The organism is Paracoccus sp. (in: a-proteobacteria), from assembly GCF_035556475.1.
GTDB lineage: Bacteria > Pseudomonadota > Alphaproteobacteria > Rhodobacterales > Rhodobacteraceae > Paracoccus.
This window is the reverse complement of the sequence record NZ_DATMFA010000140.1, coordinates 1-13,755: the sequence shown is the minus strand read 5'-3', so window position 1 is coordinate 13,755 and position 13,755 is coordinate 1. Positions and strand designations below refer to the sequence as shown.

Below are 13,755 nucleotides of genomic sequence, written 5' to 3'. Positions count from 1 at the left end.
GCACGTGGCGGGGTCGTAAATCACGACTCCGTCGGCTTCTTTTCGCCACACAACCCTCTAAATTTGCAGGACTTTTTTGATATTCAAGATTGTTTTGCAACAAAGCACCACAATCTTGGGTTTAAGGGGCTATGTCCGTTACGAGGGAGCAGGCAGCGAAGAAAGCAAGCTTCGGAGGAGAGAACCCGTGTCCGACACCACTCAGATCCGCATGATTAACCTGCAAGTCATGGCAGAAAAGGCAATTGCAGCCGACAAGGCTGCTGGCACCTATGGCGAGAATCTCGCCTCCGACGACAAATACTACCTCTGGCAGTCGGAATTTCAGACCCGGCCGATGGGAATGGAGAACCAGCCCGAAGCCTATGCGAGCCTGCTGCGATCGAGCATTCCCGACGCGAATACCATCCGCGTGATGTTCAATGACTGGTCGTTCAACAAGAATGGCTCGCTTGATCCGCAGTTCGAACGTTTCCTCAGCGCGGCAACCCAGCAGGGCTTTCAGCTTGTCTTCACTTATGCCGATGGCGAGGCGCAGCGGCTGGGCGAGACGGGGAACCTCGACGTCGAGGGGATGCGCGCCGGGCTAGCTGGTTCGGTCCATGACCGGATGATCGGAAGCTGGGGCAAGATGCTCGACTGGCTGGATGCCCATGGCGATGTGAAATCGGCCGTCTACGCGCTGGAGGCAGTCAACGAGCCGGCCTCCTACAGCCGGGCCGAGGACATGGGTGGCGGCAGTGGCGAGTTCGTGCGCCTTTACGGCGACCATATGGCCGAGGTCGCGGAACTGATCGACGCGCGTTCGGATGCCCGCATCATGGTCGGCGGCTGGGCCTATTCCTCGCTCTTTGACGTTCTGGCCGAAACGACGGCCAGCGATGGCGGGACCAGCGTTCTGGACCAGATCCGCGCTGCGGTGGGCGACGACCTTGTCTGGTCGGCGCATCTTTATCCCCATTGGGCGGCGGGTGCAGGTCCGGGGCAAGAGATCGACGGCATGGCGGACCTGATCAGGCAGCGCTATGGCGCCATCGGGGATGATGATCTGGTCATCACCGAGACCAACCTCTCGCACCATGCATCGAACATGGCCTTCTGGATGGCCCGGACCTATGAGGTCTTTGCAGAGGCCGGGATCGGGCTCGGCTGGTTTCCGGCGGCGGAAACGGGCGACTCGTCCCTCGTGACCATCACCAATGGCAAGCGGGTCAATTTCCTGCATCCCGACATCTATGCAGAGGCCATGAACGGCTTCCTGCTTGGCCAGTCCGACCCGGACCGGGCGGGGAACGAGCGTGTCGTTGCGACGCTTCTTCCCGGCACCGTCTATGAGGAGGACGGCAGTGTCATTGCGGTGGACGGGCTTGGCTATGGAACCGGGCACGGTGGCAATGACACGCTTGTCGGCATCGGGCGCGCGTTAAACATGCTTTATGGCGGGACGGGAGACGACAGCCTTACGGGGACCGCGGGCCGCGATTACCTGTTCGGGCAGGGCGATAATGACCGCCTCGTGGCCGGTGCCGGCCATGACGTCCTGTTGGGCGGCGATGGCGACGATTTCCTGCACGGCGGAGCCGGCAATGACGTCCTGACCGGAGGTCGCGGCGCGGATCATTTCGTGCTCGACGGCGGGGGCGAGGATCTCGTGACCGATTTCCGGGGTGATCTGGGCGACCGGATCACCATTGGCGGCCGCGAATGGACGGCGGCCGAGCTTATGGCCTCGGGCAAGCTGGTCGACCATGACGGCGACGGCATCTCCGATGATCTGGTGCTGGACTGGGCGAATGGTCGCGCCGTTCTTCTGAACCTGCGGCGCCCCGATGGAATCGTGCAAGGCACCGAGGGGGCGGATAACATCGGGGTCGGCTATGTCGATGTCGAGGGGGATACCCTGACATGGGAGGGCAAGCCGGTTCAGGGCCTGGGCGGCAACGACACCATAAATGGCAGCATCTCGAACGACGTGATCGACGGTGGCGCTGGCAACGACGTGCTCGCCGGACGCAGCGGAAACGACCTGCTGACCGGTGGCGACGGCGCTGATAGCGCCGTGGGCCATGATGGCGACGACACGCTGAACGGCGAGGCGGGCAATGACAGCCTGTTCGGCGAGACCGGTAACGACCTGATCCGCGGCGGAACCGGACAGGACAGCATCCTTGGCGGAGCCGGAATGGACACGCTGTCCGGCGACGCGGGAAATGACACCATCGACGGCGGCAATGACAACGACCTGATCAGCGGCGGGACCGAGAATGACAGCCTGCTCGGCGGCGCGGGGAATGACACGCTCAGCGGCGACTCCGGTGCCGACGTGATCTCGGGCGGTTTCGGTCGGGATGAGATCTATGGCGGCGACGGGGCGGATTATCTCGACGGGAATGGCGACGATGACACGATCGACGGCGGGGCCGGCAATGATACGCTGGCAGGTGGCTACGGCAGCGACCTGCTGACCGGGGGCGCGGGCAACGACACCTATATCGTGGAAACCGTCGGCGATCGCGTGGTCGAGGCCGCGAATGGCGGCACCGACCGCGTGCAGACCTCGATTGCCTGGACGCTGGGTGCGAATCTGGAAAACCTCGTCCTTGCAGGCAGCGGCAATCTCAATGGCACCGGGAATGCCCTTGCGAACAATCTGCTGGGGAATGCTGGCAAGAACATGCTGAACGGCGCCGCGGGCAATGACACGCTGGCCGGTGGCGGGGGCAACGACACGCTGTCGGGCGGGGCCGGCAAGGATGTGCTGGATGGCGGCGCCGGTGCCGACCGGCTGATCGGCGAGCAAGGGGCAGACCGGCTGACCGGCGCGCAGGGCGCCGATGTCTTCGTCTTCCGGGCGCTTTCGGATTCGACCGCGGCCGCGACAGGCCGCGACACGATCACCGATTTCAGCATGGCCCAAGGCGACCGCATCGATCTGAGCGCGATCGACGCCCGGACCGATCTGGCGGGAAATCAGGCGTTCAGCTTTATCGGTGCGGCCGCCTTCACCGGCAAGGCCGGAGAGCTTGCCACCCGAAGCGTTGCCGCAGGGACGCAGGTGCTCGCCGATGTGAATGGCGACCGGAAGGCCGATTTCGCCATCCTGCTGGACGATCCCGTCACCCTCAACGCGAATAGCTTCCTGTTGTGAGGGCAGGGGGTCGAGGTTTCGCCCGCGTCCTCCCCAAAGGGAGACGCGGGCGAGCCTGTCTCGGCGCGTGGCGGGTCAGGCCTTCGGCGCGGTCTGGGTCATCGAGGGGCGCTTTGCCACCTCGTCATACCAGGCCGCCAGCCTTTCGCGCCCCTTGCGCCAGTCCTTGTCCGCAAACCGGAAGTCCAGATAGCCGAGCGTGCAGGCCATTGCGATCGCGCCGGCGTGGAACGGACCCGAGATGGCCTCGAACCAGCGACCCTCAAGGTCATCAAGGCCCGAGTCGATCTTTTCCATCTGGCCGCGCGCCCAGTCGTCCCAGCGCTTTTCCTCGGGGCGCAGGACGTTTTCATAGCGGTGCAGCAGCGCCGCATCCAGAATCGCGTCGCCAAGCGCCTCGACCGTCAGGACGGTGAAGCGGCTGTCATCCTGCGGATAGATCGTCGTTCCCGAGGTGCCGATCGAATCCAGATAGGCGGTGATGACGCGGCTGTCGAATACCGGGGAATCATCCTCCAGCAGCAGGCAGGGCACCTTGCCGGTCGAGTTATGGCGCACGATCGCGGGATCGCGCTTCACCGGCCCTGCCGCCGAGGGCAGCAGTTCCACCTGATCGGCAACGCCGCGCTCATGCGCCGCCACCATGACTTTGCGGACATAGGGCGAGGCTGGCGAAAAGAAGAGACGAGCGGTCATTCCTGGGTTCTCCGGTTCCGGGTCGATTGTCTGCCCCGCACGGGTTTGTCGGGGCTGGGGATGCGCAGGAAGTCCTGCGGGTAAAGCTGCAATTGCAGTTTCAGGTGTTCCAGCGCGAAGGTGATGTGTTCGCGCATGATGGCGGCGGCGCGTTCGCCCTGCCGCTTGCTCAGGGCATGGGCGATGCGGTGGTGGTCGTCATGGGACCGCGCGATGACGCGGAAGTCCCGCCACATGATTACCCGGTCGGATGCCGCGGGCACATTGTGCAGGCTTTGCACGAAAGTGGTGATCCAGGGATTGGCCGAGAGGCGCATCACCGCCGTATGGAAATTCACGTTCATGCGCCGATAGTCGCCAAGATTCTCGGGCAATAGCTCGCCGGGCTCCAAAAGGCGATCCCCCTCGGCCACGAGTTCGGAGAGGTGGCGGGCGGCCTCGTCGGTCATGTTGGCGGCAGCGAGGCGACAGGCCAGCGCCTCCATCTCGGCCCGCACCTCGAAGGCTCCAGCAACCTCGGACAGCGAAAACTCACGGACATAGAAACCGCGGTTGCTGGCATAGGAGACGAGCCCGGTCTGCGCCAGCGTCGTCAGTGCCGCCCGAAGCGGCGTGCGTGAGATCCCCAGCATTTCGGCCAGCCGGTCCTGATGGAGCTTGTCACCGGGCAGAAGCTGTCCGCTGAGGATCGCCTCGCGCAGACGCTCTGTCGCCAGCTCGGTGCTGGTATGCGGTTCGGACAAGTGGCTCTCCTTCATGTATGTCTTGAATGTATCCAAAATGCGTAATTTGGAAAGATTTAATTTGCCATATTGCCGATAATGTGTTCATTGCAAGATCAATGAAGGTGGGGAGCCTCTCGATATGAATGGAACTTGTCTTGTCACCGGCGCGGCCGGTGGCATCGGTGAATTTGTCTGCCGCAGGCTTGCAGACGAGGGATTTCGCGTCCTCGCGGCAGACCTCTCGCTGAAGGCGGCCGCGCGCGTCGTGGCGGGATTGCCGGGAGAAGGGCACCGCGCGATTGCGCTGAACGTCGCCGACGAAGCCGCTGTCGCCGCAGCTTTCGCCGAGGCCGAGGCGCTTGACGCGCCGATCGATCAGGTCGTCGCCGCGGCGGGCATCCTGCTTTTCGCCGCGAATGGCGAGCGCCCGCCGATCACCGATATCACCCTGGCTGATTGGGACCGCACGCAAACCGTGAACTCGACCGGGACTTTCCTGCTTTTGCGCGAATACCTGCGCGGCGCGAACCGGCGCCGGATCGAGAATGGCCGCTTCGTCGGCTTCTCCTCGGTCGCGGCACAGCTTGGCGGCTATCGCTCGAGCTCGGCCTATATTGCGTCCAAGGGTGCGGTCATGGCGCTGATCAAGGCCGGCGCGAGGGAATCCGCGCATCTGGGCATCACCGTCAACGCGGTTGCGCCGGGCCTGATCGACGCGCCGATGCTGCGCCTGTCCTTGCCGCCCGAGAACGACGCCACGGCGGCTGCCAACATTCCGCTGAACCGCATCGGGACACCCGAGGATGTCGCGGGGGCCGTCGCCTTCCTGATGGGCGCCGACGCCTCTTACATCACGGGCGCGGTTATCGACGTGAACGGCGGCTATCGCATGCAATGACGCGCCGGGGGAGGGCGAGATGGTCAAGATTACAGAAAGACTGACCCACCTGCTGGGTCTGATAGCAGGCGCGACAGTCGCGCTGATGATGTTCCACGTCATGATCGACGTGGTCGGCAAATACGCGTTCAACGCGCCACTGCCCGGAACAGCGGAAATCGTCGCGGCCTATTACATGATCGGCTGCGTCTTCCTGCCGCTGGCCTGGGTCGAGGCCTCGGGCGGCTCGATCGTCGTCGAGGTGGTCTACGAGAAATGTTCGCCGCGCGTACAGGCGGTGATGCTGAAGCTCGCCGACGTGGTCTCGATTGTCTACTACGCGATCCTCGGCTGGTTCTCGTGGGGCGTGGCGGTGCATGCCTGGCGCATCAACGAGACCGTTGACGGGATCTGGCGGATCACCACCTGGCCCGCGAAATTCCTGCTTCCCCTCGGCTTCCTGCTGGCGGTGGTCGTCATCCTCTTGCGGCTCATTCTGGGCGAGCGCGGGCGTGTCCGCACCTCGGCCCATGCCCTGGAAATCTGAGGTTCGTCATGGAACGTCTTGAAATCGGCTTCGCCGGCATCGCAATCATTCTTGGCCTGATCGGCATTCGCGTACCAATTGGCGTGGCCATGGGCTCGACCGCATTCTTCGGGATCTGGGCGATGATGGGGCTGAAACCCGCGATCGGCATCACCAAGGCCATCCCCTTCAACCTGATCGGCGACTGGAACCTGTCGGCGATCCCCATGTTCCTGCTGATGGGTTTCGTCGCGGTCGAGGCGCGCCTGACCAGTGGTCTCTTCGGCGCCGCGCGGATCTTCCTTGCGCGGATCCCCGGCGGGCTTGCCTCGTCCACGGTATTCGCCTCTGCCCTCTTCGGCGCGGCCAGCGGATCGAGTGTCGCGACATCGGCGGCCTTCTCGCGCATCGCGGTGCCCGAGATGCTGGACAGCAAGTATGATCCCGGCCTTGCCACCGGCTCGGTCGCGGCCTCGGGAACCCTCGCGGCGCTGATTCCGCCCTCGGTCCTGATGATCGTCTATTGCCTGCTGGTCGATACCTCGATCAACACGCTGTTCATGGCGGGCTTCATCCCCGGCATCCTCACGGCCTGCGCCTTCATTGCGATGATCACCATCCGCTGCATCCTGAACCCGAACCTTGCTCCGCGTTATGTCGACAATTCGACGCGGGCCGAGAAGTTCGCCCTGCTGCGCGACGCATGGCCGCTGCCGGTCGTGACGATCATCGTGATGGGCGGCATCTTCACCGGCGCCTTCACGGCGACGGAATCGGGCGCGGTCGGTGCGTTTCTTGCCTGCATCATCGCGGCCATTCGTGGACGCCTCAGCGTCCAGATCCTGAAGCGGGCGGTGATCGACACGGCGGCGGGCACCTCGGCCATCTTCATGATCGTTGTCGGTGCGGCGCTTTTCGCCCGGTTCATCGCGCTGGCTACCATTCCGACCTGGGTGATGGGCTTCTTCGACGGCTACAGCACCATGACCATCGTGATCCTGATCTGCATCATCCTGGTGGTGATGGGGACCTTCATGGAAGAAATCTCGATCATGCTGCTGACGATGCCGGTGCTGGTGCCGCTGCTGACCCAGCACGGGGTCGACCTGACCTGGTTCGGCATCCTCGTCATCAAGCTGATGACCATTGGCCTGATCAGCCCGCCGGTCGGCATGAACGTCTTCGTCATCAAGTCCTCGCTGGGCGACAAGGTCTCGCTGAACAGCATCTTCGGAGGCGTCACCTGGTTCATCGCCGTGGACCTCTGCGTGTTGGCCCTGCTGATCGCCGTGCCCCAGATCAGCCTATGGCTGCCCGGGATGATGGTCACCCGTTAACGACCCCACCCGCCGGGATGAGGAGCCCGGCGGGCCCCACCACATACAAGGGAGAATGAGCAATGCGGAAATATCTTCTGAGCGCAGCGATCCTGCCGGCACTTCTGGGCAGCGCGACCGCCGATACCTATCAGGCGACGAACTGGATGGCCCCGGCGCATATCCTGAACGAATACCCCTATCAGCAATTCGCCAAGGACGTCGCCGCGGCCTCGGACGGGGCGATCGAGTTCGAGGTCTATTCCTCGGGCGCCCTCGTGCCCGCACCCACGACCATGCAGGGCATCGGCGACAGCGTGGCGCAACTCGGCATCGTCTATCCGCCCTACAACCCCTCGGAACTGCCGCTGAACAATGCGGTCAACGACCAGGCCTTCACGGCCCGGGACAGCACCGCGGCCGCCTTCGCCTATACCGAGCTGGGCCTGACCAACGCGCGGGTGCAGGCGGAATGGAACGGGAATGGCGGCCTGTTCCTCGGCGGCTATGCGACGCCCTTCTATACCCTGATCTGCATGAGCGACATCGTCTCGCCCAAGGACGTTTCGGGCAAGAAGGTGCGGGTCGCGGGAACGGCGCAGACCGCCTGGATCCAGTCGCTCGGCGGTGTCCCGGTCTCGGTTCCAATCGGGGACGTCTATTCGGGTATGGAGCGCGGGTCCATCGACTGCACCATGTCGGACGCGACGAACCTCGACAAAGGCAACAAGTTCTGGGAGATCGCCAAGACCGTGAACACCCTGCCGCAAGGCGTGGTGCTGGGCGCGACCTATGTCGTGGGCACGGATTTCTGGGCGGGTCTCGAACCGGCCGAGCGCCGTGTGCTGCTCGACAATATGGCGGTCGGCCTCGCGCGGTCGCAGGCGGCCTATAATGTCGGTGTCGCCGCTGCCCTCGAAGGATCGAAGGAACGCGGCCTGAAGGTCAGCGAACCGACGCAGGAGATGACCGACACCCTTGCCGCCTTCCAGAGCAAGGTCGCGGCCGAGCTGCCCGCGAAGTCGATGGCCGAGCGCAAGATCGAGGATCCGACCGAGGTTCTGAAGCAGTTCGTCGCGCTCGAGGACAGGTGGATCGACTTGCTGAAGGACGTCAACAAGGACGATCCCGAGGCGCTGGCGGCAGTGCTGAAGACCAATCTCTACGACGGCATCGACGAGACGACGTTCGGCACGAACTGAACCGAACCACCCCCGCGCACGATCCCGGTCCGCGCGGGGTTCCTTTCCGACCGAATGGTGATCCGAATGACCTCCCAATCTGCTCCTACCGCTATCGTCACTGGCGCGGGCTCCGGCATCGGCCGGGCCATCGCCTATCGCCTTGCCGAAGAGGGCTATGCCATCATCGTCGCCGACCGCGCCGAGGACGGCGCCAGCGAGACCGTCCGCCAGCTTGTCGCGGCGGGCCGGGACGCCCGCGCCGCGGTGCTGGACATCACCGACCCGGCCGCCACGCAAGCGCTGATCGACGGGGCGGGGGATCTGCGGGTGCTGGTCAATAATGCCGGCATCTTCAATACCAAGGATTTCGACAGCCTCACGCCTGAGGATTTCCGCCGCATGTATGAGGTGAACCTCGTTGCGATGTTCACCCTCTCGCAGCAGGCGGCGCGGGTGCTACCGGAAGGCGGGCGGGTCGTGAACCTCGCCTCGCGTGCGGCCTTTGGCGCGCGCAACTATGCCCATTACGTCGCCTCGAAGGCCGGGGTGGCCGGTTTCACCAAGGCTCTGGCGCTGGAACTGGCCGAGAAGCAGATCACGGTCAACGCCGTCGCACCGGGCGTGATCCTGACCGACATGCTGCTTGAGCGCTCCGAGGGCGTCGAGGGGCTGCGCGTGCAGCAACCCTCGGGCCAGCTCGGCACACCCGAGGACATCGCCCATGCGGTCGCCTTCTTTGCCGATCCGCGCGCGCAATTCGTCACCGGGCAAGTGCTCATTGTCGATGGCGGCCGCTCGGTCGGCGGCACGGCGGCGTTCTGAGGGGCCGGACATGTTTGGAATTTCCACCCTCGACGGGCGCACCGCCGTCGTCACCGGCGCGGGGCAGGGCATCGGCCTTGCCATTGCCGAGGCCCTGCTTGCCGCAGGCGCCCACGTCGTCGCGGTCGATCGCGAGATGGCCGGGATCGCCGGGCTTGGCGCCCGTCCCGCCGTCACCGCGCTGCAAGGCGATGTCACTGACTCGGCGCTGCCGGAGCGGATCGGCGCGGCGCTGGATGCCGCGGGCCTTACGCTGAACATCCTTGTCAACAATGCCGGAATCGGTGCGGGTGCCCATGCGCTGGGGACCAGCGACGCCGATTTCACTCGCTTCTACGAAGTGAACGTCCTTGGCCTTTTCCGCCTGTCCCGTTGGGCCGCAGCTTCCATGATGGCGACGGGCGGTGGCGCGATCGTCAACACCGCCTCGATCTTCGGCGAAATCGGGGCGCAGAATTCGGCGGGCTATACCGCGTCGAAAGCGGCGGTGATCGGCCTGACGCGGCAGATGGCGACGGATTTCGGCCCGAACGGCATCCGCGTGAATGCTGTGGCGCCGGGCCTGATCGAAACGCCGCTGACCGCCGAGCGCATCCGCACCGAAGCCTGGCGGCGTCATCAGATGGTGGACGGCGCGCCACTGCGCCGGGCCGGAACGCCGCAGGAGGTGGCCCGCGTGGTGCGCTTCCTCGCCTCGGACGAGGCAGCCTTTGTCACCGGTCAGGTCATTGCCGTCGATGGCGGCTGGGCCATGGGCCGCTATCCGCGCGAGGAGGCGATCAATGCCTGAACCCCTTTCACCCGACCTGCCCGCGACCTGCGACCTGCTGATCGTCGGATCGGGCGCCGCTGGCATGGCCGCCGCGATTTCGGCGCGTCACCATGGTCTTAACCCGGTCATCATCGAGAAATCCGAATATTTCGGCGGCTCGACTGCGATCTCGGGCGGGGCGATCTGGGTGCCGGGCAATCCCATCGCCACGGCGGCCGGGATGCCGGACAGCCGCGAGGCGGCCCGCACCTATATCCAGGGCGAGACCGGGAACCTCTTCAATGCCGAACTGGTCGATGCCTTTCTGGACAAGGGCCCCGAGGCGATCGGCTTTTTCCACGAAAAAACCGAGCTGAAGCTGGCCCATCGCGTCGTTTCCCCCGACTACCACTCGGATGCCGAAGGCGCGACCGAGGGTGGCCGCTCGCTTGATGCCTTCGACCATGACGGGCGCCGTCTGGGCAGGAACCTGCACCGCATGCGCCCGCCCTATGGCGATTTCACCATCCTTGGCGGCCTGCCGCTGGGGCGGCCCGACATGTATCATTTCCTGCGCATGACACGCTCGACCGCGTCGATGGTCTATGCGACGAAACGGGTGGCGCGCTATGCGCTGGACCGGGTGAGGCATGGCCGAAATACCCGTCTGGTGATGGGTGCCGCGGTTTCGGGGCGTCTGGCCGAGACGGTCTTTGCCCTGAACATCCCGCTTTGCACCGGGCATGAGCTGATCAGCCTCGTGAAGGACGAGGATGGGAGGGTGACCGGGGCCGAGGTCAAGGGACCGAAGGGGCTGGTGCGGATATCGACCGCGCGGGGCGTCGTGCTGGCGGCGGGCGGCTATCCGCATGACGTGACCCGGCGTCAGGCGACGTTCGAGCATGTGAAACGCGGGCTGCCGCATTATTCGATGTCGCCCGTCACCGGGACCGGCGGCGCGATCTCGGCCGCCGAAGCGGCGGGGGCGGCCTTTGTCGACACGAACGCCAATGGCGGCTTCTGGACGCCGGTATCGCTTCTGCCCAATCCCGATGGCAGCAAGCGCCCCTTCCCACATCTGTTCCTCGACCGGGCCAAGCCGGGGGTCATCGCGGTCGGGCATGATGGCAGGCGCTTCGTCAACGAAGCCTCAAGCTACCATGATTTCGTGCAGGGCCTGATCGGCAAACTACTGGCCGAGGGCCAGCGCTCGGCCTGGTTGATCGCGGATCATCGCGCCACGCGGCGCTACGGGCTCGGCGCAGCCCATGCTTTCCCGGCGCGGATCGGCAAGCATATCGACAGCGGCTATCTGAAGCGCGACGCGACGCTGGAGGGATTGGCGCGCCAATGCGGCATCGACGCCACGGCCTTGCGCGACACGGTCGCGGCTTTCAACCGGGACGCGGCACGCGCCGAGGACACGACCTTCGGCAAGGGCTCGACCAGCTATCAGCGCTATCTGGGCGATGCCGAGAACCAGCCCAACCCGTGCCTGCGCCCGCTGAAAGGGCCGTTCTACGCGGTCGAAATCTATCCGGGCGATATCGGCACCTCGATGGGCCTCGACATCACCGGGAAGGGAGAGGTCAAGGATCGTTCTGGCGCGGTCATTCCGGGGCTTTTCGCCTGCGGCAATGACATCAACTCGATCATGTCGGGGGCCTATCCGGGGCCGGGGATCACGCTGGGGCCGGCACTGACCTTCGGCTATATCATCGGCCAGACCGCCAGCCAGCAAACCCGCTGAAAGAGCGCGCCCCCGGACCTGTTCGATCAGGCCGGGGACGCGGTCCCGGCAGGTTCGAACAGCCCGCGCAGCTTTTCGGGCGAGGCGACCAGATCGGACAGGCGATAGCGGTCGAGGACGGCCATGAACGCCTCCATCGCTGCGGACAGCGCATGGGGCAGGTCGCAGACCGGGGCGATCACGCAACCGGTGCAGTCGATCACCTTGTTATGGCCCTCGGTATGGCGGATCACTTTGCCGATGCTGATTTCGGCGGCCGGGTGACCCAGACGCAGCCCGCCATTGCGCCCGCGCAGGGTTTCGACAAATCCCGCCTGACCAAGATCCTGCACGACCTTCATCAGATGGTTGTGCGAAATGCCGTAAAACCCCGAAATTTCCCGGATCGAGGCGACCTGATCGGGGTGAGTCGCGAGATACATCAGCACGCGCAAAGCGTAATCGGAATATCGGGTCAGCTTCATTTTGTCACATTACATGCAGATCAGATGCATGTATATACCGGTCGGGTAAGATGCATTCAGGATACTTCTTTTAGGAGAATGCCATGACGACCCCCCTCTCGGCTCAAACCATCGCTCTGGTGAAGGCGACGATTCCCGCTCTTGCGGAACACGGACCCCGGATCACCGAGGCCATGTATCGCCGCCTGTTCCAGGATCCCGAGATCGCCCGCCTGTTCAATCAGGCCAACCAGCGCAGCGGCGCGCAGCGTTTCGCGCTGGCCGGGGCCGTGCTGGCCTATGCGCAGAACATCGACAATCTGGGCGCGCTGGCCGGCGCGGTCGAGCGGATCGCCCAGAAACATGTGGGCTACGCCATCCTGCCCGAGCATTATCCGCATGTTGCGACCGCCCTCCTTGGCGCGATCAGCGAGGTGCTGGGCGACGCGGCGACACCCGAGATCCTTGAGGCATGGGGCGAGGCCTATTGGTTCCTTGCCAATATCCTGATCGCGCGCGAAGGCGTGCTGCGCGACGACCTCGACGCCGCGCCCGGCGGCTGGACGGGCTGGCGGCGCTTCGTCATCGCCGAGCGGCGGGACGAGAGCGACACCATCACCTCTTTCACCCTGAGTCCCGAAGATGGGGGCAAGGTCATCCCGCACCGGCCCGGCCAGTATCTGACCCTGCGCTTCGAGACCGCCGGCCTGCCGGGTGTCATCCGCAACTATTCGGTCTCTTGCGCGCCAAATGCGGACCATTACCGCATCACCGTCAAGCGCGAGCCGCAGGGCGAGGCCTCGCGTTTCCTGCACGACCAGCTGGCGGTCGGGGCGGTTCTGGAATGCACCGCGCCCGCTGGGGATTTCCAGCTTCCCTCGGCACCCGCGCGTCCCGTCGTGCTGCTGTCGGGCGGGGTCGGCCTGACGCCCATGGTCAGCATGTTGGCGGAAATCGCCGGCAACCATCCCGACCTTGCCGCCTATTACATCCACGGCACCACGAGCCGCGAGACCCACGCGCTGGACCATGAGATCCGGGCTTTCGCGCAATCGCATGGGCAGACCACGGTGGCGACGTTCTATGAACGGCCCGCCCCGGCGGATAATGTGAACACGGGCTTTGTCACGATGGACTGGCTGCATGCCAATGTGCCGCTGCGATCGGCCGACATCTATCTGTGTGGACCAAAGCCGTTCCTGCGGCATTTCGTGGGTGAGCTTGCCAAGGCAGGCGTCCCGGCGGATCGGATCCATTACGAGTTCTTCGGCCCCGCCGACGAGGTTCTGGCGGCCTGATCCAGGCCACCTGAAAACAATCCCGCCGTGGCACAGCACGGCGGGATTTTTCGTATCCGGCTGCCCTATGCCGCGCCCGTCAGAAGGGCCAGCTCGTCGGGCGCGAGGGCCAGCGCGGCTGCGCGGGCAAAGCTTTCCACCTGCGCCACCGAGGTCGCGCTGGCGATCGGCGCGGTCACACCGGGCTGAGCCATCAGCCAGGCCAGCGCCACCTCGGCA

Annotated in this window: 13 protein-coding genes; 9 read left to right on the top strand and 4 right to left on the bottom strand. The window is 64.8% G+C overall.

The annotated features are described in order from the left end of the window. The first annotated feature begins 187 nt into the window (after positions 1-187). A complete protein-coding gene (locus VNQ78_RS19650) occupies positions 188-3,148 on the top strand; it encodes a type I secretion C-terminal target domain-containing protein (RefSeq protein ID WP_325693103.1) in 2,961 nt (986 codons plus the stop codon). A gap of 75 nt (positions 3,149-3,223) precedes the next feature. On the opposite strand, the gene VNQ78_RS19645 is transcribed toward VNQ78_RS19650, so the two are convergent. Beyond that, on the bottom strand, positions 3,224-3,844 hold the full coding sequence (locus VNQ78_RS19645) for a glutathione S-transferase (protein ID WP_325693100.1): 621 nt from the start codon (positions 3,842-3,844) through the stop codon (positions 3,224-3,226). Beyond that, positions 3,841-4,587, bottom strand: coding sequence for a GntR family transcriptional regulator (locus VNQ78_RS19640; RefSeq protein WP_325693097.1), 747 nt, complete (start codon positions 4,585-4,587; stop codon positions 3,841-3,843). The genes VNQ78_RS19645 and VNQ78_RS19640 overlap by 4 nt, the downstream gene beginning before the upstream one ends. Positions 4,588-4,708: 121 nt before the next feature. Here VNQ78_RS19640 and VNQ78_RS19635 point away from each other — a divergent pair, with 121 nt between their 5' ends. The 7 genes from VNQ78_RS19635 (at position 4,709) to VNQ78_RS19605 (ending at position 11,795) form a co-directional block, all read left to right on the top strand. After that, positions 4,709-5,467: an SDR family NAD(P)-dependent oxidoreductase gene (locus tag VNQ78_RS19635; protein ID WP_325693093.1), complete on the top strand. Its 759-nt coding sequence runs from the start codon at positions 4,709-4,711 to the stop codon at positions 5,465-5,467. A gap of 19 nt (positions 5,468-5,486) precedes the next feature. Beyond that, positions 5,487-5,993 (top strand): TRAP transporter small permease, encoded by a 507-nt coding sequence (locus VNQ78_RS19630; RefSeq protein WP_325693090.1) that lies wholly within the window; start codon positions 5,487-5,489, stop codon positions 5,991-5,993. Between the two features lie 8 nt (positions 5,994-6,001). After that, positions 6,002-7,309, top strand: coding sequence for a TRAP transporter large permease (locus tag VNQ78_RS19625; protein WP_325693087.1), 1,308 nt, complete (start codon positions 6,002-6,004; stop codon positions 7,307-7,309). Between the two features lie 62 nt (positions 7,310-7,371). Then, the gene (locus tag VNQ78_RS19620; RefSeq protein ID WP_325693084.1) at positions 7,372-8,490 is read left to right on the top strand and encodes a C4-dicarboxylate TRAP transporter substrate-binding protein; all 1,119 of its coding nucleotides are present in this window, start codon (positions 7,372-7,374) and stop codon (positions 8,488-8,490) included. Between the two features lie 66 nt (positions 8,491-8,556). Then, a complete protein-coding gene (locus VNQ78_RS19615; RefSeq protein ID WP_325693081.1) occupies positions 8,557-9,294 on the top strand; it encodes an SDR family NAD(P)-dependent oxidoreductase in 738 nt (245 codons plus the stop codon). Between the two features lie 10 nt (positions 9,295-9,304). After that, positions 9,305-10,084 carry an SDR family NAD(P)-dependent oxidoreductase gene (locus tag VNQ78_RS19610; RefSeq protein WP_325693078.1) on the top strand — a complete coding sequence of 260 codons (780 nt, stop codon included), beginning with the start codon at positions 9,305-9,307 and terminating at the stop codon, positions 10,082-10,084. After that, the gene (locus tag VNQ78_RS19605) at positions 10,077-11,795 is read left to right on the top strand and encodes an FAD-binding protein (protein WP_325693075.1); all 1,719 of its coding nucleotides are present in this window, start codon (positions 10,077-10,079) and stop codon (positions 11,793-11,795) included. Before VNQ78_RS19610 ends, VNQ78_RS19605 begins: the two co-directional genes overlap by 8 nt. Before the next feature lie 26 nt (positions 11,796-11,821). Here the strand turns inward: VNQ78_RS19605 and VNQ78_RS19600 are convergent, their stop codons facing one another. Then, positions 11,822-12,259, bottom strand: coding sequence for an Rrf2 family transcriptional regulator (locus VNQ78_RS19600; protein WP_325693072.1), 438 nt, complete (start codon positions 12,257-12,259; stop codon positions 11,822-11,824). An 83-nt stretch (positions 12,260-12,342) separates the two neighbouring features. Here VNQ78_RS19600 and hmpA point away from each other — a divergent pair, with 83 nt between their 5' ends. After that, positions 12,343-13,536 (top strand): NO-inducible flavohemoprotein, encoded by a 1,194-nt coding sequence (gene hmpA / locus VNQ78_RS19595; RefSeq protein ID WP_325693069.1) that lies wholly within the window; start codon positions 12,343-12,345, stop codon positions 13,534-13,536. Between the two features lie 65 nt (positions 13,537-13,601). Here hmpA and VNQ78_RS19590 read toward each other — a convergent pair whose 3' ends face one another. Then, on the bottom strand, positions 13,602-13,730 hold the full coding sequence (locus tag VNQ78_RS19590; protein WP_414694118.1) for a hypothetical protein: 129 nt from the start codon (positions 13,728-13,730) through the stop codon (positions 13,602-13,604). Between the last annotated feature and the right edge of the window lie 25 nt (positions 13,731-13,755).